General features: G+C 66.7%; 16 protein-coding genes. 8 read left to right on the top strand and 8 right to left on the bottom strand.

Annotation, left to right across the window (positions count from 1 at the left end; translation table 11 throughout):
* Positions 1 to 31: 31 nt before the first annotated feature.
* Positions 32 to 1,390: a 3-oxoacyl-ACP reductase gene (locus ABZX86_RS18445; protein WP_355124942.1), complete on the top strand. Its 1,359-nt coding sequence runs from the start codon at positions 32 to 34 to the stop codon at positions 1,388 to 1,390.
* A complete protein-coding gene (locus tag ABZX86_RS18440) occupies positions 1,387 to 2,256 on the top strand; it encodes a MaoC/PaaZ C-terminal domain-containing protein (protein ID WP_355124941.1) in 870 nt (289 codons plus the stop codon). The genes ABZX86_RS18445 and ABZX86_RS18440 overlap by 4 nt, the downstream gene beginning before the upstream one ends.
* Before the next feature lie 336 nt (positions 2,257 to 2,592).
* Here ABZX86_RS18440 and ABZX86_RS18435 read toward each other — a convergent pair whose 3' ends face one another.
* The 3 genes from ABZX86_RS18435 to ABZX86_RS18425 form a co-directional block, all read right to left on the bottom strand.
* Complete coding sequence (locus ABZX86_RS18435) at positions 2,593 to 4,161, bottom strand: DUF5685 family protein (RefSeq protein ID WP_355124939.1); 1,569 nt, start codon at positions 4,159 to 4,161, stop codon at positions 2,593 to 2,595.
* Positions 4,162 to 4,258: 97 nt separating this feature from the next.
* Positions 4,259 to 4,867: a TetR/AcrR family transcriptional regulator gene (locus ABZX86_RS18430; RefSeq protein WP_297623742.1), complete on the bottom strand. Its 609-nt coding sequence runs from the start codon at positions 4,865 to 4,867 to the stop codon at positions 4,259 to 4,261.
* 98 nt (positions 4,868 to 4,965) lie between these two features.
* Positions 4,966 to 6,129, bottom strand: a complete 1,164-nt coding sequence (locus tag ABZX86_RS18425) for a glycoside hydrolase family 3 N-terminal domain-containing protein (RefSeq protein ID WP_355124937.1) — start codon at positions 6,127 to 6,129, stop codon at positions 4,966 to 4,968.
* Positions 6,130 to 6,319: 190 nt separating this feature from the next.
* Between ABZX86_RS18425 and ABZX86_RS18420 the strand changes: the two genes are divergently transcribed.
* From ABZX86_RS18420 to ABZX86_RS18410, 3 genes are all read left to right on the top strand, one after another.
* Positions 6,320 to 7,657, top strand: a complete 1,338-nt coding sequence (locus ABZX86_RS18420) for a lipase family protein (RefSeq protein ID WP_355124935.1) — start codon at positions 6,320 to 6,322, stop codon at positions 7,655 to 7,657.
* 300 nt (positions 7,658 to 7,957) lie between these two features.
* Positions 7,958 to 9,262: a hypothetical protein gene (locus ABZX86_RS18415; protein WP_355124933.1), complete on the top strand. Its 1,305-nt coding sequence runs from the start codon at positions 7,958 to 7,960 to the stop codon at positions 9,260 to 9,262.
* A gap of 2 nt (positions 9,263 to 9,264) precedes the next feature.
* Positions 9,265 to 10,590 carry a lipase family protein gene (locus ABZX86_RS18410; protein WP_355124932.1) on the top strand — a complete coding sequence of 442 codons (1,326 nt, stop codon included), beginning with the start codon at positions 9,265 to 9,267 and terminating at the stop codon, positions 10,588 to 10,590.
* A gap of 173 nt (positions 10,591 to 10,763) precedes the next feature.
* Here ABZX86_RS18410 and gnd read toward each other — a convergent pair whose 3' ends face one another.
* A complete protein-coding gene (gnd, locus tag ABZX86_RS18405; RefSeq protein WP_355124930.1) occupies positions 10,764 to 11,792 on the bottom strand; it encodes a phosphogluconate dehydrogenase (NAD(+)-dependent, decarboxylating) in 1,029 nt (342 codons plus the stop codon).
* Between the two features lie 275 nt (positions 11,793 to 12,067).
* Here gnd and ABZX86_RS18400 point away from each other — a divergent pair, with 275 nt between their 5' ends.
* Positions 12,068 to 13,732 (top strand): VanW family protein, encoded by a 1,665-nt coding sequence (locus ABZX86_RS18400; RefSeq protein WP_355124928.1) that lies wholly within the window; start codon positions 12,068 to 12,070, stop codon positions 13,730 to 13,732.
* Positions 13,733 to 13,867: 135 nt separating this feature from the next.
* Here the strand turns inward: ABZX86_RS18400 and ABZX86_RS18395 are convergent, their stop codons facing one another.
* Positions 13,868 to 15,694, bottom strand: coding sequence for an acyl-CoA dehydrogenase (locus tag ABZX86_RS18395; RefSeq protein WP_355124926.1), 1,827 nt, complete (start codon positions 15,692 to 15,694; stop codon positions 13,868 to 13,870).
* Positions 15,695 to 16,052: 358 nt separating this feature from the next.
* Here ABZX86_RS18395 and ABZX86_RS18390 point away from each other — a divergent pair, with 358 nt between their 5' ends.
* Positions 16,053 to 16,658 (top strand): alpha/beta family hydrolase, encoded by a 606-nt coding sequence (locus ABZX86_RS18390; protein WP_355124924.1) that lies wholly within the window; start codon positions 16,053 to 16,055, stop codon positions 16,656 to 16,658.
* Between the two features lie 82 nt (positions 16,659 to 16,740).
* On the opposite strand, the gene ABZX86_RS18385 is transcribed toward ABZX86_RS18390, so the two are convergent.
* The 3 genes from ABZX86_RS18385 to ABZX86_RS18375 form a co-directional block, all read right to left on the bottom strand.
* A complete protein-coding gene (locus ABZX86_RS18385; protein WP_355124922.1) occupies positions 16,741 to 17,442 on the bottom strand; it encodes a class I SAM-dependent methyltransferase in 702 nt (233 codons plus the stop codon).
* A gap of 200 nt (positions 17,443 to 17,642) precedes the next feature.
* Positions 17,643 to 18,752, bottom strand: coding sequence for a DUF4185 domain-containing protein (locus ABZX86_RS18380; protein WP_355124920.1), 1,110 nt, complete (start codon positions 18,750 to 18,752; stop codon positions 17,643 to 17,645).
* 276 nt (positions 18,753 to 19,028) lie between these two features.
* Positions 19,029 to 19,970 carry a helix-turn-helix domain-containing protein gene (locus tag ABZX86_RS18375; protein WP_355124918.1) on the bottom strand — a complete coding sequence of 314 codons (942 nt, stop codon included), beginning with the start codon at positions 19,968 to 19,970 and terminating at the stop codon, positions 19,029 to 19,031.
* 109 nt (positions 19,971 to 20,079) lie between these two features.
* Here ABZX86_RS18375 and ABZX86_RS18370 point away from each other — a divergent pair, with 109 nt between their 5' ends.
* Positions 20,080 to 21,003, top strand: a complete 924-nt coding sequence (locus ABZX86_RS18370; RefSeq protein ID WP_355124916.1) for an NAD-dependent epimerase/dehydratase family protein — start codon at positions 20,080 to 20,082, stop codon at positions 21,001 to 21,003.
* Positions 21,004 to 21,053: the final 50 nt, after the last annotated feature.

Here is a 21,053-nt window from a genome sequence, read left to right as displayed (position 1 = left end):
GGACAATCCCGAGACAGAGAAGGTAGGAACAGTGGCAGCCAGCAAGAGCAAGGGCGCTCCCAACCTGTACGGATCGTTCATCCACTCCGCGCCCGGCGCGTTCCTCGCGGGCAAGCTGGGCCTGCCGCAGCCGGAGAACCTGCGCCGCTACGTCGCCGGTCAGCCCGCGCTCGCCGGTGCGGTGCTGCTGGGCGGTAAGGGCCGCGTCGCCGACGCCGCGCGAAACCTGCTGTCGGACTACGACTTCGCCGATTCCGTCACCCCGGGCGTCAAGCTCGGCGCGCTCGTCTTCGACGCCACCGGCATTCGCAGCATCGAAGAACTGCAGCAGCTGTTCGAGTTCTACCAGCCCGCCCTGCGCAGCCTCGGCGCGTCCGGCCGCGTCCTGGTCATCGGCACCACGCCCGAGCTGACCGCGACCGTCGACGAGCAGATCGCGCAGCGCGCCCTCGAGGGCTTCAGCCGCTCGATCGCCAAGGAACTGCTGCGCGGCTCCACCGGCAACCTGGTGTACCTGCACCCGGAGGCCGCGGCCACCGCCACCGGCCTGGAATCGACGCTGCGCTTTATTCTTTCGGCCAAGTCGGCCTTCGTCGACGGCCAGGTCTTCCGCGTCGGCAAGGACGACTCCACCGCCCCGGCCAGCTGGGACAAGCCCCTCGCGGGCAAGGTCGCCGTGGTCACCGGCGCCGCGCGCGGCATCGGCGCGACCATCGCGGAGGTGTTCGCTCGCGACGGCGCCACCGTCATCGTCGCCGATATCCCGGCCGCCGGAGAAGCGCTGTCCGACACCGCCAACAAGGTCGGCGGCACCGCCCTCGCGCTCGACGTCACCTCCCCCGACGCCGCCGAGAAGCTGGCCGCCTTCGCCACCGAGCGCTTCGGCGGCATCGACATCATCGTGCACAATGCCGGCATCACCCGCGACAAGCTGCTCGCGAATATGGACGAGGGCCGCTGGAACTCGGTCATCAATGTGAACCTGGCTGCGCCGCACCGCATTACCGAGGGCCTGGTGGCCGCGGGCGCGCTCAAGTCCGGTGGCCGCGTCATCGATGTGTCCTCCATCGCCGGTGTCGCGGGCAACCGCGGCCAGACCAACTACGGCACCTCCAAGGCCGGTGTCATCGGCATGGTGAACGCCGAGGCGCCGAAGCTGGCGGAGAAGGGCATCACCATCAACGCCGTGGCGCCGGGCTTCATCGAGACCGCCATGACCGCCGCCATCCCGCTCGCCACCCGTGAGGCCGGCCGCCTGATGAGCTCGCTGCTGCAGGGCGGCCAGACCGTCGACGTCGCCGAGACCATCGCCTACTTCGCCTCCCCGGCGTCGAATGCGGTGAGCGGCAATATCGTTCGCGTCTGCGGCCAGAGCCTGATCGGAGCATGATGAGCCAGACCATCAAGCTCACCGAGGCGCCGAAGAACACCAGTCTGTTCGTGAAGGCCGCGCTCGGCGCGGTGCCGGTGCCCGGGCTGTCGGCCCGCAAGTCCACCGTGCCCGACCGGACTGTCCGGCTCGAGGGCTTCAAGGTCGATCCCGATCACCTGGCGGCGTACTGCCGGGCGACCGGGCTGCGGTTCAGCGATTCGCTGCCGCTGACCTACCCGTTCGTGCTCAGCTTCCCGCTCGCCATGCAGCTGGTCGTCGCTCGCGACTTCCCGTTCGTGGCGGTCGGCGCGGTGCACGCGGAGAACGTGATCGAGCGGACCCGGGAGATCTCGGTCGCCGAGCCGCTGGATTTCGAGACCCATATCGAGAACCTGCGCGAGCACCCCAAGGGCCTGCTCGTGGACGCGGTCACCGAGGTGAATGTGGGCCGGGAGCTGGTGTGGCGGCAGGTCACCACCTTCCTGCACCAGCAGCGCACCTCGCTCTCGGGCGGCCCCAAGCCGGAGCCCAAGCCGGACGAGGTGCCGCCGGCGCCGTTCCGCACCATCCGGGTCGATCAGAAGACGATCACCCGGTACGCGGCGGCCTCCGGTGACCACAATCCGATCCACACCTCCGCCCTGGGCGCCAAGGCCTTCGGATTCCCGAAGCCTATTGCGCACGGCATGTGGTCGGCGGCGAACATCCTCGGCAATATCGAGGGCCGGATCCCCGAAAAGACCACCTACGCGGTGAAATTCGGTAAGCCGATCTTCCTGCCGTCGACGGTCAACGTCTACACCGACCAGGTGGCAGGCGGCTGGGATCTGGCGCTCAAGAACCCGAAGAAGGGTTTCCCGCACCTCACCGCCACCATCCGCTGAGCCGCGGCCCGGCCGGCGGCGACCACCCGCTGCCGGCCGGGCTCGGCGTAGCATGGCGTCACCGCCGCGACGGTGGCGCATCGAGGCCACACGGGTCCGCAGGTCGTGGCAAGTTCGAGACAGTACAACTGAAGGCCAGGGGTCGCGCTGATCCGGTGGTTCCCGAACCACCACAGCGCCCGGCAACCACAGGTAATGTCGGGCCGTTCGACAGCGTGGCCCCCACGGGAGGGGCGAGAGCCGCGCACCGATTCGCAACCGTATGTCGCCACGCAGGGGTTTCTACATCCGGTCCGCGAATCGGCGCGCGGCTTTTACGTTCGGCGGCCGCTGCGTTCAGCAGCCGCAATCGCAGTCGCAGCAGTCGCAGTCGCAATCACAGCAGTTGCAGCAGTCGCAGCAACCAGGGTCGCAATCGTCGCAGCACCCGCGATCGACCCAGCTCTTCTTACGCTCGCCGCTGCACGGGCTCGTGTGCTCCGCGCAGCAGGCATAGCAGGTGCAGTACTGCAGGCAGACAACCCCGAGCCCGAGCCACAGCCCGTTCCGCTGTGGCGGCTGTGGCGGCTGGTAGCCAGGACTGCCGGGACCTCCGGGACCTTGCGGGCCCCCGGGGCCACCCGGACCCCAAGGGCCTCCGGGACCGCCCCGACCGTTGGGACCACCCGGACCGTTGGGCGTACCGGACTCTTCCTGGTCACCGGGATACACGGAGCCGCCGAAATACGCGGGGTCGGAGTAGCCAGGTGCCGGGTGAACCGGATTCGGGTATGGGGGGCTCTCATAGCCGGGGGCGGGGTAGCCGGGGTTCGGGTCGACGGGTCTTTGTGGATAACCGGGTTGTTGGGGATAGCCAGGTCCGGGTTGACCAGGGCTTTGGGGGTAGGCGGGGCCCTGTGGATAGTTTGGGTCCTGTGGATAACTCAGGGTGGGTGAATAGTGTGGATAGGGGAGGGGCGCAGCGGATTTCGCGGTGTGGGTGGTGCGGCAGGTGTGGGTGGTGCAGGTGTGGATTACGCCGGAATCCTTGCCCAGCTTGCGAATTACGCTGCTGAGCGGGTCGAGCAGCATCCAGCGGACGGTGGCTACACGTTCCAGCGCGGCCCGCTTCAGCGCCGCCTTCAGGAGTGAATTCGATTCGCGCAGTAGGGTATGCGCTTCATCCACAGTTGTACCGGTGGCTGTGAGTGGATTGAATCTGCCTGCCGCGCGGTCCGCCTCGATGTCCTCGATGGCATCGGCGAGGTGCGCGATGCGGCCGAAGTGCAGACCGGCCTCGCGCAGTGCCTCGGCGTTCTCGGGCCGCCCCGCCAGAATCGCCGTGTGCGCGAACAGTTCTCCCGCGCACAGCTGAGTCGGCGCGGTCAGGCTGTCCAGCCGTTCCCGGCGCTCGGCGGCTGTGGACGATTGTGGACAACTTGCGGCGGCGGCTTCCAGCCGACCCTGGGATTCGATTGCGGCGATGAGGGATTCGATATCCAAGCCGATCGGCGCCGCCGCGGCCCGGGCTCGGCTGCGCCACCGATCGGAGACGCGGGCGAGCGGTCGCCCCGGCATGCGGCCGGTATCGCCATCGTCGAGATGATCGCGAATCTTGGCCGCGCCCAACAGCAGTGAGGCGGTGGCGGCGAGCTGGACGCCGGGGGAATCGGCCGGGGCGACGCTCGCGCGCCGCATACCGCGCAGTGGGCACGGACCCGCCGTGGTGCGGGCGGCGGGCTGCGGCTGCTGCGCCTCGGTGAGCATGCCGAGCACGATGGCATCGGTATTGGTCGCGGCCCGCGCCAGCTGACCGTGCCCGTCCCGCAATCCCAGGCAGAGCCCGCACATCTGGGTTTGCCAGCCGGTGGATTCGATGCCGTACTTCGCCGCACCGTGCGCACACGGTTTGAGTAACCCGAACAACCTGCGTCCCCGTCCCCGGTCGTTTCGAACCGACCGTCCTACAACACAATCCGAGTGACTGTGGCAGGCGTTAACAAGGGTTGCAAGGCGAGGCGGGTTACGCCTCCTGAATTTCCTTCTTCTTACCGGACAGACCACGCCAGGCCAGCGTGTCGAGTAGGTCCACGGCCTGGGCCATATCGACGGTGCCGCTGGCGACCCGGTCGGCGATGGCCTCGCCCGCGCCGATGACCGCCACCGAGACGACCTCGAAGTCGGTGCCGGGTTCGGCGTACTTGGCGCTGGACTCGAGCAGTTTCGCGGTGAGCTCTATGACCCGGTCCCGGCTGTTGGAGATCTCCGAGGCGAAGGGTTGCTGGCCGAGTGCCTGCCGGTAGAGGACCTGCCAGGACAGGCGATTCTGGTCGACATAGGACAGGAAGGCCTCCAGGCCTGCCCGCAGCTGCTCGTGCGGCGTGAGCTTGGGGTTGCCCGCTACCGCCACCGCCTCGATGAACCGCATGCTCTCCCGGTGGATGCACGCCCGGAAGAGCTCGTCCTTGGAGCCGTAGTACAGGTACAGCATGGGCTTGGAGATCTTCGCCTCGGCGGCGATGGCATCCATGGAGGTGTCGTGGTAACCCTTGCGCGAGAAGACCTCCACGGCGGCGTCGAGCATCTGTTGCTCACGTACCGCGCGTGGAAGCCGCTTCGTTCCGCCTGCCATCCACTCTCCTAGACCGTGCTAATACACGTCGAAGCTCCTATCTTACTCCAAGGTAAGTTCCGCGAGTGCGAATTGCCGGTGATTCGCCACTGTGGCGCTCAGCAGTGTGGAGCGGTGCCCTTGAACTTTGCCATGCGAAGCACCGATGCATCCACCTGGCTTCCCGGCAGGCGGCCACTCTGTACCGCGTCAACCAGCCGGTCCAGCACCTTCGATACCGCGTCCGTGGTGATCCACAGGGCATTGTCTGCCCCCGCGACCAGCGCGGCCTCGACCGCGTCCTCGATGCTCATCCGGGCCGTGATGGCCGCCATGCCGCCCAGATCATCGGTGAAGATCACCCCGTCGAAGGGGTCCGCGCCGTAACCGGTGCCCTGGCGCAGCAGCGCCATCGCCTCCTTGCTGATGCTGGCGGGGACATTCGGCTCGGTCAGCCCGGGCACATCCAGGTGCCCGACCATGACCGCTGACCCGGAGTCGATCAGCTTGCGGAACGGCACCAGATCCGAGGTCTGCATCTGATCCAGCGGCGGGGTGCGCACCGCGCCGGTGTGCGAGTCGCCGGAGCCCGAACCGTGTCCCGGGAAATGCTTCATGACGGTGCCCACGCCGGCATCGTGCAGCGCGCGAATGAACGTTCCCGCGTACTGCACCACCACATTCGGATCATCGGAGAAGGAGCGGTCGCCGATCACCGAATCATCGGGCTGGCTGCTCACATCGGTATCGGGCGCGAAATCCACGGTGACGCCCAGTGCCTTCAGCTTTTTCGCGCGGTCGAGGCTGAAGGTGTAGAAATCGTCCACGCTCATGGTCTTCGCGATCTCGCGCGCGGAGGGCGCCGCGCCGATCAGGTCCTTCACCCGCGAAACCCGGCCGCCCTCTTCGTCGATGGTGACCATCACCGGGATGCGCGAGGCGGCCTGCACCTTCGCGATCTGGTCCTGGGCCAGCAGCGCCTTATCGGTCCAGCCGCCGACGAAGACGCCGCCGACCTGCTCGGTGCGCACCACATTCTCGGCATCGGCCTCGCCGGTGACACCCACGGTGAGCAGCTGTGCGAGCTTCTGGCGCTGCGTGAACTGCCCCAGATACGCGGCATTGCAGTCCTGCGGCGCCGGCGTGGTGGACGGCGGTGTGGTGCCGCCGCTGGATCCCGTTGTGGTCGATGACGATTGGGTCGAGGGGGCGGAGCTGCCGCCCGAACATGCGGTCAGCACGACGGCGGACATAGCCAGTACGAGAACCGGAAGGTTGCGCATGACCCCCGACGGTAGCGACCGTCGCGGCCACTGCCTATCGCGGACACGTGTTGCGACTGTCTGCGGCGCGTCGCGTGCCCCGCGTGGGCGGCCTGTCGCCGACACTGTTGACATTGCAGCTATGTTCTAGCAATCATCCTGCCCGCTCGAAAGATTGAGGAAGGCTGAATTCACGATGCGCTTTGGTGGAATGTCGCGCACGCGTTGGACAGGCGCCGCTCCGATCGTCGCGGCGGCCGCGCTGGTCCTCGGAATCCCTTCTGCCGCAGCAGAACCCCCGCCGCCGCAGACGCCGGGACTCGGCCAGGTCTTCAACGGCTTCGTTGTCGGCTCGCTCCGGGACGGCGGCTTCGGCTCGCCGGGCGAGATTTTCGAGGGGTTGCGCGCGGACGATCCGTTCTATCAGGAACCGTCGCTGACCGGTAGCGAAAAGCCCGGCACCGTGGTCAAGGCCAAACAGGTCAGTGTGCTGTACACGGGCTTCAAGCCCGCGCATGTCGAAGCCTACAAACTCATGTACGTGACCACCGGGATCGACGGCGTCACCCCGGTCCTCAGCACCGGCATCCTGATGATCCCGCAGGACGGAAAGCCCAACGCGGACAAGAAATTGATCTCTTACCAGGAGGCCAATGACAGCGTCGGCGGGTCCTGCCACCCCAGCACCCAGTGGACCGGCGGGGATCCGATCGACGGCGCCTCGCAGTCGGCGCTGGGGCCGCTGGCGCTGATGTTCGGCAAGGGCCACGCGGTGATGATCTCCGATGTCGGCAATGACGCCGACCCGAATCCGCACGGCGTCTTCGCCGGTAGGTTCGCCGCGCACGCACAGCTCGACGGCGCCCGCGCCGCACTGTCCTACGCTCCGGCGCAATTGAATCCGCAGGCTCCCACCGCGCTGTTCGGCATTGCCGGTGGTGGTGTGGGTGCCGCCATGGCCGCGGAGTTGCAGCCGGTCTACGCACCGGAACTCGATATTCGCTCGACCGTGCTCGAGGGCATGGTGGTGCAGCCGCGCAACTTCATTCGGGTCGCCGACGGTTCGGTCGGCTCCGGATTCGCGCTGGCCACTCTGCTCGGTCTGGAGCCCTGGTATCCGGAGATGAACATCAATGCGAAGTTGAATCCGGCCGGCCGCGCCCTCGCCGACTTCTTCCGCACCCAGTGCCAGTCGCCGGCCTACTTCGGAACGCCGATGCTGCCGCTGTCCGCCCTGTTCACCAGCGGTAAGAGCCCGGCGGACGAGCCGGATTTCCAGCGCGCCTTCGACGACAACATCCTGGGTGTCTCCGGAGCGCCGAAATCGAAGGTGCTCATCACCTCCTGCGTCGCGGACGATTCGTTCATGTCCCTGGTACCGGCGCAGGATTCGCGGGATCTGGTGGCGTCCTATCGATCTCAGGGCACCGACGTGACCTATGCACCGACCGATTGCAGCATGGTCAAGATGCTCACCGACCTCTACGGCTGGGGCACCGACCTGATGGGGATGCAGACCGTCGACTGGCTCGACAGCCACTTCGACTGACGCCCCGGTGTTTTTCAGGTAAACCCCAGGTAAACAGCTATTTCTAGCAAACGTGTGGCGATCAACACATCTGAGAATTTCCTTCACACCCCCGACTGCTAGTAGCGTGCCGTCCATACGTCTGACAGGTGGTGTCAGCTGCGTATGTCTGCCTGTTGGTCGATCGGAGCGGTGGGGCGCTGTCCGGTACCGGCGGGTGTGAAGGCACCGAAAACCGTCGTGCCTCGGCATCGAGCATCGTTTTGGCTACCCATGGTGGTCGATCCGGTCCGGCGAAAAACGAGGGAGAACCGGATCAAAATGCGAATGAGTGCGTTGTTGCGCACGGCCGCGCTGGGCGTGGCCGTGGCGATCGGGCTCGGGCTCGCGAGTGCCGGGCCCGCCACCGCGAGCGAGGTCGACCGCTATCTGGACCTGCCGCTGACCAACCGGGATGCGTCCCAGGCGCCGGGCGGCGTCAATGCGGCCCTGCCCTATGACCACGACGAGCTCGGCCGATTGCTGGACGAGGCTCGCGCCCAAGGCATTTCGCCGGCGCGGTATGCCGCCCTGCTGTACCAGTACTGGCTGGTCGACGCGACCGGCAAGGCCGGAATCGATTTGGCCGCTTGGAATCCGCGCACCGGCGTGCAGGCCAATCGCGAGAATCTGATCAAGTCCTACCGCTATTACGAGGACCTGCAGCTCGCGCATCGCGAATTGCAGTGGGCCGGAATGGGCGGCCAGGTCGGCGCCGACTTCGGTGGCGGGCTCATCGATTTCGAGCTCATGGGCTCCGATATCTATGGCCTGCCGGGACTTTCCGAATCGGCCCGCTCGGTCATGGGTGCGGTGCAGCAGGCCGCCGGACCGGCCGCGGTGGCCCAGCTGCCCAGCGGTCTGCGCGCACTGGCCGCCGCCGGTCCGAACATCACGCCCGACGATGTGCGCTACATCATCGGGATGATCCTGGTGATGCAGAAGAACATCTTCTCGGACCTGATGCCCATGCACGACGCCTACGTCACCGCGGGGCTGCCGGCGCTGGAGGAGTTCCGCGCCGCCGGCCTGTTCGGCGACGACATTCTGGGCGCCTGGCGTGATGTCGCCTCCGGCGACGGCGACCGCATTGCCACCGGCAACGGTGTGCTGCTGCGCCGCGAACAGCAGTGGGCCATCGGCCGCCAGTGGGACGAAGTGCGTTCCTACAAGGGCGATGTCGGCGAGGCGATCACCTATGTCAGCGGTGCGGCCGGTTCGCCGTCCGTCGCCGGCGTCACTCCGCCGCGTGAATTCCACCCGGTGCGCATCCCGTTCACCGGGGCCGACGGCCGCGGCGCCCTGCTGACACTGCCACTGCCTGACTGGAATTGGGCGGTCCTGGACTCACGCTGGGACTACATCACCACCGAGCTGCTGCCCAAGTACCGGTACCAGGTCGAGAACAATTGGCCCGCACTGGAGGCCACCATGAACACGCCGTACGAGGTGCAGATGGAATCGCATCGCCCGCTGCTGAACATTCCGCAGCTGCTCGAGTCCGCGGCGCGGGACCTGCAGGTGACCCCGTTGGATGCGGCCCCCTCGAACACCAACTCGACGAATGTGGAAGCGGCGGTACGTTAGTCATGCGTTTCAAATTGCCCGCGCCGCTGCTGGCCGTGGCGCTCATGCTCACCGGGATCGCCACCGCGGCGGCCGATCCCGTCAATCCGGTGCCCGGACCCGACCGGATCTTCAACGGTTTCGTGGTCGGCACCCTCGACACCGCCGAAAATGCCTCGCCGGAAGAGAAATTCGAGGCACTGCTCGCGAATGATCCCTTCTACCAGGAGCCTTCGCTCACCGGTGCGGAGCAACCCGGCACGATTCTGAAGTCCAAGCCGGTGGACGTGATGTTCCTCGGGGTGAAGCCGCGCACCGTCGACGCCCACAAGCTGATGTACGTGACCACGGCGCCCGACGGTGTCACCCCGGTCATCAGCACCGGCATCCTGATGATCCCGAAGGACGGCAAGCCCGCCTCGGAACGCCGCCTGATCTCCTATCAGGAGGCCAATGACAGCGTCGGCTGGTCGTGCCATCCGAGCACCCAGTGGACCGGTGGCGCGCCGCTGGACGGTTCGTCATGGTCCGCGCTGGGCCCGCTGGCGCTCATGTTCGACAAGGGCTACGCGGTGATGATCTCCGATGTCGGCAATGACGCGGATCGCAATCCGCACGGCGTCTTTGTCGGCAGCTATGCCGGGCACGCCCAATTGGACGGCGCGCGTGCGGCTTTGCGCCTGCCCGAGGCGGGTCTGAGCGACAACACCCAGATCGGCATGTTCGGAATCGCCGGAGGCGGTGTCGGAGCGGCCTTCTCGGCCGAGATGGCCCCGAAGTACGCGCCGGAACTGGACATCAAATCGACCGTGCTCGAGGGCATGGTGGTCGATCCGGCCAACTTCATGCGCGTCACCAGCGGTTCGGTCGGATCCGGTTTCGCCCTGGCGACCCTGCTCGGACTCGAGCCGTGGTACCCGGAGATGCAGGTGAACGCCAAGCTCAATCCGGCCGGACAGGCGCTCGCGAATTTCTATCGCACGCAGTGCCAGGTTCCGGCCTACTTCGGCCTGCCCTTCGTGCCGATGGAGGCGCTGTTCAACTCGGGGCGCAATCCGGCCGACGAACCGGATTTCCAGCGCGCCTTCCAGAACAATGTGCTGGGGCGCAATGGAACTCCGAAGTCGAAGATCATGATCTCCTCCTGCGCCAAGGATGATTCGCCCATGTCGCTGGTGCCTGCCAAGGACTCTCGCGATCTGGCCGATACCTATCGCTCGCAGGGCGCCGATGTCACCTATGCGCCCACGGACTGCAGCATGGAGCGCTTCATCACCGATATGTACGGATGGGGTGTCGACCTGTTCGGCATGCAGACCATCGACTGGATCGACAGCAATTTCAACTGAGAGTGGTGCACCGATGATGGCAATCGTGGATGGCGTGGTCTACCTGCTCACCTTCGGACCGCTCGCGGTCGCGAAAATGGCAGCGCAGGCCCTCGGCTTCTGACGCCGAGCGCGAACCGAATAGCGAATAGACAGTGGCTCCCGGTCTCAGGCCGGGAGCCACTGCTCGTGAACTACTGCTTCGGCAGTTCGTGGTGCCCGCCGAAGGCCTGGCGCATGGCCGAGAGCACCTTGTCGGAGTAGAGCGATTCACCGCGCGAGGAGAAGCGCTGGAACAGCGCCGCCGACAGCACCGGCGCGGGCACGCCCTCGTCGATGGCGGCGTCGACCGTCCAGCGGCCCTCACCGGAATCGGAGACCCGGCCGCCGAACGAATCCAGGTTGGGATCGGCGTAGAGGGCGGCGGCGGTGAGGTCGAGCAGCCAGGAGGCGACCACCGAACCGCGCCGCCACACCTCGGTGACCTCGGGGATATCGATGTCGTACCGATAGAACTCGGGGTTCTCCAGCGGCGTGACCTCGGCCGAATGCTCCAGGTCCTGCTGATTGCCGACATTCGCCTTGTGCAGGATGTTCATACCCTCGGAATACGCGGCCATGGCGCCGTATTCGATGCCGTTGTGCACCATCTTCACGAAGTGACCCGCACCGGCCGGGCCGCAGTGCAGGTAGCCCTCCTCGGCGGTGGACGGTGCGCCGGTGCGGCCGGGGGTGCGCGGCGCGGCGGCCACACCGGGGGCGATGGACTGCAGCAGCGGTTCGAGGTGGGCGACGATGGTGTCCTCACCGCCGATCATCAGGCAGAAGCCGCGCTCCAGGCCGAAGACACCGCCCGAGGTGCCGATATCGACATAGTGAATGCCCTTGGGCTGCAATGCCTTCGCGCGCTTGATGTCCTCGTGGTACCGGCTGTTGCCGCCGTCGATGATGATATCGCCGGGTTCCAGCAGATCGGCGAGCTGATCGATGACCGCACCGGTCGCCCCCGCCGGGATCATCACCCATACGACGCGCGGGGCCTCCAGCATGGCGATGAACTTCGGCAGCTCCGTGGTGCCGGCGAAGCTGTCGCCGAGCTCGGCGGTGAGTCCGTCGATCTGCGCGCTGTGGCGCTCGAAGCCGACGGCCGTGTGTCCGTCCCGGACGATGCGGCGGACGATATTGCCACCCATCCGGCCGAGCCCGATCATTCCGAGTTGCATCTCGTCTCCTGGAGTCGTCCCGAGCCCCGGTCTGCCCCGAGCTCTGCGTGGCTGTGTCATGGCGCTGTGGCTATGTCTCGATTGTCCCAGTCGGGGTTGCCGAGAATTTTTTCCGGTCTTGTGGGTCGGGTATGTAACGCCTATGAGCAGGCGTCGATAGACGGGGTGGCTCCGTGCTGTTGCCAGACCCCCGACCCGGCAACCGCACGGAGCTTCTTTTTGTCCTTATTCTAGGTTGCGAGAAAGTAGCTATTCCCTCATCTGGAAGGATCTTCGTGTTCACAGCCCGCCGGGTCGGTATTGCTGCAGGTGTGCTGATTGCCGCAGGCGGTATCGCCTTCGCTGTGGACTGGTCGCTGTCGTCCGGACATGTGCCGCGCGGGGTGCAGGTTGCCGGAGTCGATATCGGCGGACAGGATCGGTCGCAGGCGCAGACCCGGCTGGAAACGATCTTGAATCCGCGTGCCGTACAACCACTCACGGTCACGATCGGTGACTTCCGGACCGATCTGGTGCCGCACGACGCCGGTCTGACGCTGGACTGGGACGAGACCTGGGATCGCATCGGCGGCCAGCCCGTGAACCCCTTCATCCGCGTGTGGTCGTTCTTCGGTACCCGAAAGGTGGAGCCCGCCACCATGATCGGGTACGGCGCCCTGAACCGGCAGTTGAACGCCCTGCGCGCACACGACCGGCAGCCCGTCGAAGGCGGCATCGTCTTCGATCAGGGCAGACCGGCGCCGGTGCGGCCCGTGCCCGGGCGCGTACTCGATGTGCCCGCCGCTCGCACCGCGCTGGTGGACCATTGGGCCGACGGTTCGGTCCTGGATCTGCCCGTCACCGAGACCCACGCGCGAGTGCGCGCGGAGGCCGTCGACCAGGCGATGCGCGAGATCGCGCAGCCCGCAGTGCGCGCTCCGGTCACCTTCACCGGCAAAGGCGGCAATGCCGTGCTGGAGCCGGCGCAGCTCGCCGCCGTGCTCTCCTTCCATCCGAACGACCAAGGCGGACTGGCCCTCTCGTACGACGGGGCGGCCCTGACCGGCGCGCTCGCTCCGCAGTTGAAATCCACCGAGGTGGAGCCGAAGGACGCGACCTTCGCGCTGTCCGGCAGCCGCGCGTCGGTTGTGCCCGCGGTGGTCGGCGAAACCATCAACTGGGACAAGACCTTCGAAGGGCTGCCCACACTGCTGGCTGCGCCCGGCGACCGGTCGAAAGCTGTCGTTTACCAACCGGCGCAACCCGGGCTGACCACTGCGGATGCCGAGAAGCTCGGCGTCGCCCAGGTGATCGGTTCCTTCACCACCGGCGGCTTCAGCGGCCCCTCGGGTGTGAATATCCGCACGGTGGCGCGCAAGGTGGACGGTGCGCTGGTGCGGCCCGGAGATACCTTCTCGCTCAATGACTTCACCGGTACCCGCGGCGTCGCACAGGGCTATGTGGAATCCGGCATCATCAATAACGGCCGGCCCGATGTGGCGGTCGGCGGCGGTATCAGCCAGTTCGCCACCACGCTCTACAACGCCGCGTATTTCGCCGGTCTCGAGGATGCGGGCCACACCGAGCACAGCTACTACATCTCGCGCTATCCGGCCGCCCGCGAGGCCACCGTCTTCGACGGCGCCATCGACCTGAAATTCCGCAACAACACCCCCTACGGTGTCTACATCGAAACCGTCGCGGGCGACTCCGAGCTGACGGTCCGCATATGGAGCACCAAAACCGTTGAGGTCGAATCGATCACCGGTAAGCGCACCAAACCGACCGAACCCGAGACGGTCACCCTCCCCAAGGGCAAGAACTGCATCCCCTCCGACGGCGCACCAGGGTTCACCACGTCGGACACCCGCGTGATCCGTGCCGCCGACACCGGCAAGGAAATCTCCCGCCACACCCGCACCGTGAAATACGACCCGATCCCGATCGTCAACTGCGAGTAGCAACTCCCCGTCATCCCGGCGCGTTTTCGGCCGGGATCCACAGCGGCTCACGCAAAGCAGTGCGCCCCGGGATTTCTCCCGGGGCGCACTGAGTCTTGCTATGGAGCCGATTCTGCTATCGAGCCGCGGGCTCGATCAGAACGCGGCCTCGTCCAGCTCCATGATGTCGTTGTCGAGATTCGACAGCACGGTGCGGGTCGCGGTCAGCTCCGGCAGGATATTGCGCGCGAAGAACTGCGCGGTCGCGATCTTGCCGGTGTAGAACGCCTCGGTGGAGCCGTTGTCGAGGGCCCTGATGGCGACCTCGGCCTGCTGCAGCAGCTGCCAGCCGATGAGCAGATCGCCGACCGACATCAGGAAGCGGACGCTGCCCAGGCCGACCTTGTAGAGCTCCTTCGGGTCCTGCTGGGCGCCCATCAGGTGCCCGGTCAGGGTGGCGGCCATGGCCTGCACATCCTCGAGGGCGGTGGCGAGCAGCTTGCGCTCGGCCTTCAGGCGGCCGTTGCCACCCTCACGCTCGATGAACTTCTGCACCTGGCCGGCCACGTGCGCCAGCGCCACACCGCGATCGCGGGCGATCTTGCGGAAGAAGAAGTCCTGCGCCTGGATGGCGGTGGTGCCCTCGTACAGCGAATCGATCTTGGCGTCGCGGATGTACTGCTCGATCGGGTAGTCCTGCAGGAAGCCGGAGCCACCGAAGGTCTGCAGCGATTCGGTCAGGTACTGGTAGGCCCGCTCGGAGCCGACGCCCTTGACGATCGGCAGCAGCAGATCGTTGACGCGGAACGCCAGTTCCTTGTCGGCGCCCGAAACCAGCTGCGCGACATCCTCGTTCTGGTGCGCGGCGGTGTAGAGGTAGATGGCGCGCAGGCCCTCGGCGTACGCCTTCTGGGTGGCCAGCGAGCGGCGCACATCCGGGTGGTGCGTGATGGTGACGCGCGGGGCGGCCTTATCGGTCATCTGGGTCAGGTCGGCGCCCTGGACGCGGATCTTGGCGTACTCCAGCGCATTCAGGTAACCGGTCGACAGGGTGGCGATGGCCTTGGTGCCCACCATCATTCGAGCGTTCTCGATGACGTCGAACATCTGCGCGATGCCATTGTGGACCTCGCCCACCAGCCAGCCCTTGGCGGGCACGCCGTGGCCGCCGAAGGTGACCTCACAGGTGGCCGAAACCTTGATGCCCATCTTGTGCTCGACATTGGTGACGAACACGCCGTTGCGCTCACCGAGAGTGTCGGTGTCGAAATCGAAGTGGAACTTCGGCACGTAGAACAGCGACAGGCCCTTGGTGCCCGGTCCGGCGCCCTCGGGGCGAGCCAGCACCAGGTGCATGATGTTCTCGAACAGGTCGTCGGAGTCGCCCGAGGTGATGAAGCGCTTGACGCCCTCGATGTGCCAGGTGCCGTCTTCCTGCTGCACGGCCTTGGTGCGACCGGCGCCGACATCGGAGCCCGCGTCGGGCTCGGTCAGCACCATGGTGGCGCCCCAGTTGCGGTCGGCGATCTTCTGAGCCCACTTCTTCTGCTCATCGGTGCCGTTGTTGTAGAAGACCTGCGCGAAACCCGCACCGGCGGCGTACATCTGAGCCGGCGGGTTGGCGCCGAGGATCATTTCGCCGAGTGCCCAGGTGAGGGCGCTGGGGGCGCCGAGGCCACCGAGCTCCTCGCGGACGCCGACCTTGGCCCACTCGCCGTCTTCGAGGGCGCGGTAGGACTTCTTGAAGGAGTCGGGAAGGGTGACGGTGTGCGTCTCGGGATCGAAGGTCGGCGGGTTGCGGTCGCCGTCGACGAACGAGTCAGCGAGCGGGCCCTCGGCCAGACGCTTGACCTCGGCGAGCATCTCGCGCGCGGTATCGGTGTCGAGGTCGCCGTAGGCGCCGCTGTCCAGCAGGCTGCCCAGGCCGAGTACCTCGAAGAGGTTGAACTCGAGGTCGCGCACGTTGGCTTTGTAGTGACCCATGGTCGTCGACTCACTCTCCGTTGAGATGGGTGCGGTTCGGTTTGCCCGTTCCCGCCCGTTAGGCCCTCGATAGACACCGTAAAACAGCAGTTCTACTGACGGGTAACTTAAGTGCCATGTTACCCACGGGTAAGGGTCCCGCCAAGATGATCTCGCGCAATGTGACCAGAAGCACCCGCGCCGCTCATGCGCACATTCGGGGTGGATCGGCGGTGAGCATACAAGTGCTCGCCAGGGGTGTGCTTTACAGCGTCCAACAGGCGCAGATATCGAGCCCGCCGGACGACGGTGGTCTCGAACGGAACCATGCGGCGGTGTGCCGCACGGGTGTGGGCCGGATCGCTGGTTAGCGTGTGCTGTGCGCATCGAGACGAGTGCCGGACCGGCGGAGGTCGATATCGCGCGGCCGAGCCGGAAGCCGCCCGCGTTCCTGCTGGTGCTGACCCACGGATCCGGTGGCGGAACCGATGCGAAAGATCTGCTCGTGGTGCGTGATTCGGCGCTGGAGCTGGGCGGCGCGGTGATCCTGGTGACGCAGCCGTACCGGGTGGCGGGTCGCCGGGCGCCGGGCAGAGCCGATGTTCAGGACACGGCCTGGGTGGAGATCATCGCCCTGCTGCGCAAGAAGTTTCGCGGTGTACCGCTCATTCAGGGCGGGCGCAGCAATGGCGCCCGTGTCGCCTGCCGGACGGCGCGCACGGTCGAGGCGCGCGGGGTGGTCGCGCTGTCGTTTCCACTGCATCCCCCCGGCAAGCCGGAGAAGTCGCGGCGCGAGGAACTGCTCGCCCCCAGCCCGATCGAGGTAGTCGTAATCAACGGCGCCCGAGACCCTTTCGGCATCCCCGATCCCGCCGACGCCGCGGAGGTCCACATCATCCCCGGGCAAACGCACTCCTACCGCTCCGGCTTCGAAGAAATCGCCGCCACCGTCACTCCCTGGCTCGAACGCTGGTCCGCTCCCTGACCCGTCGAACAGCGCGAGTCCGAATCGAACAGCTCACGAGGGTTGTGCGATCGGGATATCGGCTGCCCGGTCGAGCGGGTGGTCAGGCTTCGATCGCGGGCTGTTCCTCGGGCGGGACGGGTGCGGTTTTGTGGGCTACGACCAGGGCGTTGATGGCGTCGCGCTCCTCGGTGGGCTGGTGCACGCGGTCGGCCACGCGGATGCGGATATCGTCGCCGGCCGGGCCGAGTTCGGCGGCGATATCGTTCGGGGTGAAGAGCAGGGCCGGATTCTGTTCCCCGCCATACCCTTCCGTGAGATTGAGACTGTCATTGCCCAGGACGAGCAGGGTGCCCTCGGGCGCGAGCAGTTCGGCGGCGCGCAGCAGCAGGGCCCGGCGATCGTCCGCGGGCAGGTGCAGGAAGGCCATCAGAACGAGCTCGTAGGGGCCGGGGAATTCGGTCGGATCCAATTCGGTCACGTCGGCGTGGCGCCAGCGGATGCGGCCGCGCACCGAACGGGACAGGCGGGCGGCCACCGTGCGGCCCTTGTCGATACCGGCCTGCGAATAGTCGACGGCATCCACCTGCCAGCCGTGCGTGGCCAGCCAGAGGGCGTTGCGGCCCTCCCCGCAGCCGAGGTCCAGCACACGCGGCAATTCCGGCCGCTGCTCACCGACGCCGAAGGGGCCGGGCGGCAGTCGCCGCTCCAGGCCGAACACCTGCTCGACGACCGTATCGTCGGGCGGTGCGCCCCACACCAATTCGGTGCGGCTGTAGTACTCGTCCCACGCGGCGGCATCCATGCCATCGAGTCTATGAGCAGCCGCCGCCACCCGATTCGGCCGCGACGTGAGCTTTGCGCCCGGATGCCCGCGCATCCCGCACCGGCCCGGCGGTGGGCAGGGTCGTCGGTGCGGGATGCGCGGGAGCGTTCGCCCCCTACATACTTCGGCCCCGAACACGCTTGCGTGTTCGGGGCCGAGCTTCTGCGCCAGAGGCGGCGCTACAGCGTGGTGTGCATCAGAATCACGTTGTACTGGCTGTGCACTGTCGTGAGGAAGTACAGGTCACGCCCGGTCTGGTACGGGAAGATCGAGGGCGCGTACGCGGTCGGGAGTTCGCGCGTATCGATGAGCACCTCGGGCGGGCTCCACGGGCCTTCCGGACTGGGCGCCCGGTACATGACGACCGAATTCCACGGATCCGTGGTGAGCATGATGTATTGCCCGAGATAGTCGTTCCACTGCACCGACATTTCGGCGACACCGCCGCCGATCACCGGGGTGGCGCCGTCGACGTCGCCCTTCTTCCACTGGTCGCCACACCAGTATTCGTAGGCGCCGAGATCGCCGATCTGGGCCTCCGGCACGCGCGCGACATATGCCGCGTGGTTGCGCCCGGACGGGGTGCCGTACTCGTAGACGAATCCGCCGTTCTTCACGAACGAGTTCATCTGGAAGTTGCCATTGCCGCCGTCGTCGGGACGGCGCGTCGCGGGCAGTTCGGCCCAGGTCTCGCCATTGTCGCCGGAGGCGGCGAGGCCGGAGTAGTTGGTGGTCCACTGGCCCACGTCATCCCAGCTCTTCACCGACATGAGGCTCATGAACTGGGTATTGCCGACCGAGATCGCGGCGGTGGGAATGCGGCTGATCTCCAGGAACGGAATCTTGGGGCTGGGAATGAGATCCCGGGCCTGGCCGAAGACATCGCGCACCACGCTGTCGAAGAAGATGCCGTTGGCCGGGTTCTGGGTGTGCGAGCGCACCAGAATATTGGAACGCCAGGCCCACATGCTGCCGGCCAATAGGTTGGGGAATCCGAGTCCGGCCGTGTCACCGAAGGTGGTGAGCATTTCGCCGTTGCCGTTGTCCCACATGATGCCGAGATCGGTGCCCAACACGTTGTAGTTCTCCGTGTTGTTGGGGCTCTGCATCCCGGTCACCTGGAAGACGGCCTTGGTGCGCCCGGGGAGATTGGGCAGGCCGTTGGTGCCGTTGAGCACCGGGATCGGGTTGATGGCATTGGGGTTGGCCGCGGCTGGTCCGGTCACGGTAAGGATCAAGGCCGTAGCACCTGCGATGGCGGACAGCAGGAGGGGGGCGGTCTTGTTCAAAGCGTGGGTCCTCCGGTTCTCGCCGAAGATGAGCGGACCACAACATATGTGACGGGCCGCACAATGCGTTCGACTCGCTGGCAAAGTGTGAAAATGCTAACAGCGGAACTGGGGCTTGCGGGGCGCCCGATCGAATTGTTTGCCGTGAATTGGCTTACGTTCATAAATAGGTACCACGATTCGGGGGTCGGCCGCACGATCAGGGACACTGTGTCGCACATTCGAGGCCACCCTACGTCCTGTGCCCGGTCTTCGGGACAGCCACTCGACAATCGGTTACCGGCGACTGAAGGAAGTCCGATAGGCGCTGGGCGAAAGTCCATTGCGCCGCGCCAGGTGCAGCCGCAGCGATTCGGCGGTGCCCAAACCCGCGCGCCGCGCCACCTCCTCGACGGGCAGTCCGGTCGCCTCCAGCAGCTCCCGGGCGCGATCGATGCGCTGGTGCAGCAGCCACTGCAGCGGGCTGGCGCCCGTCTCCTCGCGGAAACGACGGGTGAGGGTGCGGGTGCTCACATGGGCGTGGGCGGCCAAGTCGCGCAGGGCAAGTCGCTGGTCGAGGCGCTGCAGCGCCCAATCCCGGGTCGCCGCAAGTGAAGTGCCGGTCTCGGGCGGGAGCGGTGTTTCGATGAACTGCGCCTGGCCGCCCGGCCGGATCGGTGCGACGACGGCCAGCCGCGCCACCGCATTCGCGGCGATCGCACCGTAGTCGGCGCGAATCATATGCAGGCACAGGTCGATTCCCGCGGCCAGACCGGCGGAGGTGAGAATCCGGCCGTCGTCGACGAAGAGCACATCGGGTTGCAGGTCGACGGCGGGGAAGCGCTCCCGCATCTCCTGGGAGAACTGCCAGTAGGTGGTGGCCGGGCGGCCGTCCAGCAAACCGGCCTGTGCGAGCACGAACGCGCCGGTACAGATCGATGCGATCCGTTTGCCGTGCGCGGCAGCGGCACGCAGGGCCGCGAGCACCCGCGGATCACCGAATTCGCGGGCGCCCGTGCCGGTCACGATGACCGTATCGGCCGCCGCGATCGCGTCCAGTCCGTGCTCGATCACGACCGCGGTACCGCTGTAGCCGGGCACGATCCCCGGGTCGGCGGTGCAGAGCACCACCTCGTAGCCGGGCCGCCCGTCGATTACCGCGGCGGGAAAGACCACCTCCGGAATCGACAGGTCGAAATTGGTCACCGGCGGTACTGCGACAACCGCGATCCTGTGCATGGCTCGATCCTTGGGGTATATGGCATTCCGGCCACTACTCTACGGCGCTCCGGCTCGGCAGAGTTGATTCCAGGCCGCCATCGGGTGGCCCGCGAAGGAGTGAATCACGATGTCTCTGCACGTAATTGCCGGTGCCGGCGGTACCGGGAGCCGCACCGCGCTGATCCTCGCCGCCGCCGGCGAACAGGTTCGACTGGTCAGCCGGCGCGGGCTCGGGCCGGACCATCCCGGTATCGAACTGGCCGTCGGTGACACCACCGACTCCGAGCGCATGACCGAATTGGCGCGCGGGGCCGCGAGTCTCATCAACACCACCTGGCCGCCCTACAACCGGTGGCCCGCCGAATTTCCGCCGATCGGCGCGGCCCTGGTCACCGCCGCCGAGCGGACCGGCGCGGGGTATGTCTCGCTCAGCAATACGTACGGGTACGGGCAGGTGGACGGGGTCTTCACCGAGGATCTGCCGATGGCGCCGATCGCGGTGAAAGGCGCTGTGCGCGCGCGGATGTGGCTCGACGCGCTGGCCGCGCACGCGGCGGGCCGGGCCCGGGTCACCGAGGTGCGGGCGTCCGCCTTCCTCGGGCGGGACGCGCTGACCTCGGTGTACAACATGTTCGTACTGCCGAAACTGCTTGCCGGTGAACCGGTCTCGTATCCCGGCGATATGGATGTCGACAAGTCCTGGTCATATATCGGAGATGTGGCGCGGACGCTGGCCGCGGTGGCCCGCGACGATCGTTCCTGGGGCCGGGCGTGGCATGCGCCGTCGAGCCGTATCTCGGTGCGCGACTTGACGAACCGCATTGCCGCGGCGGCCGGTGTCCCGGAGCCCGATTTCCTTCGGATGACCCGCAATGAGCTGGCCTGGGCCGGGGCGGTGGATCCGATCGTCGCGGAGATGATCGAGATGTACTACTCCCTCGAACATCCCGATGTCCTGGACTCGACGCTGACCGAGCGCACCTTCGGACTGTCCGCCACCCCGATCGATGCGGTGATCGCCGAGACCGTCACCGCCGTCGCCGCGGTCTGACATGCGCCGGAGTCGAGTGGCGCCTCAGTCCGTGGCCGAAAACCTGTGGC

Origin of the sequence: Nocardia sp. NPDC006630, assembly GCF_040611495.1 — a bacterium.
Taxonomy (GTDB): domain Bacteria; phylum Actinomycetota; class Actinomycetes; order Mycobacteriales; family Mycobacteriaceae; genus Nocardia.
Note: the sequence above shows the minus strand (reverse complement) of the source record. Positions and strands in the feature narration are given on the sequence as shown.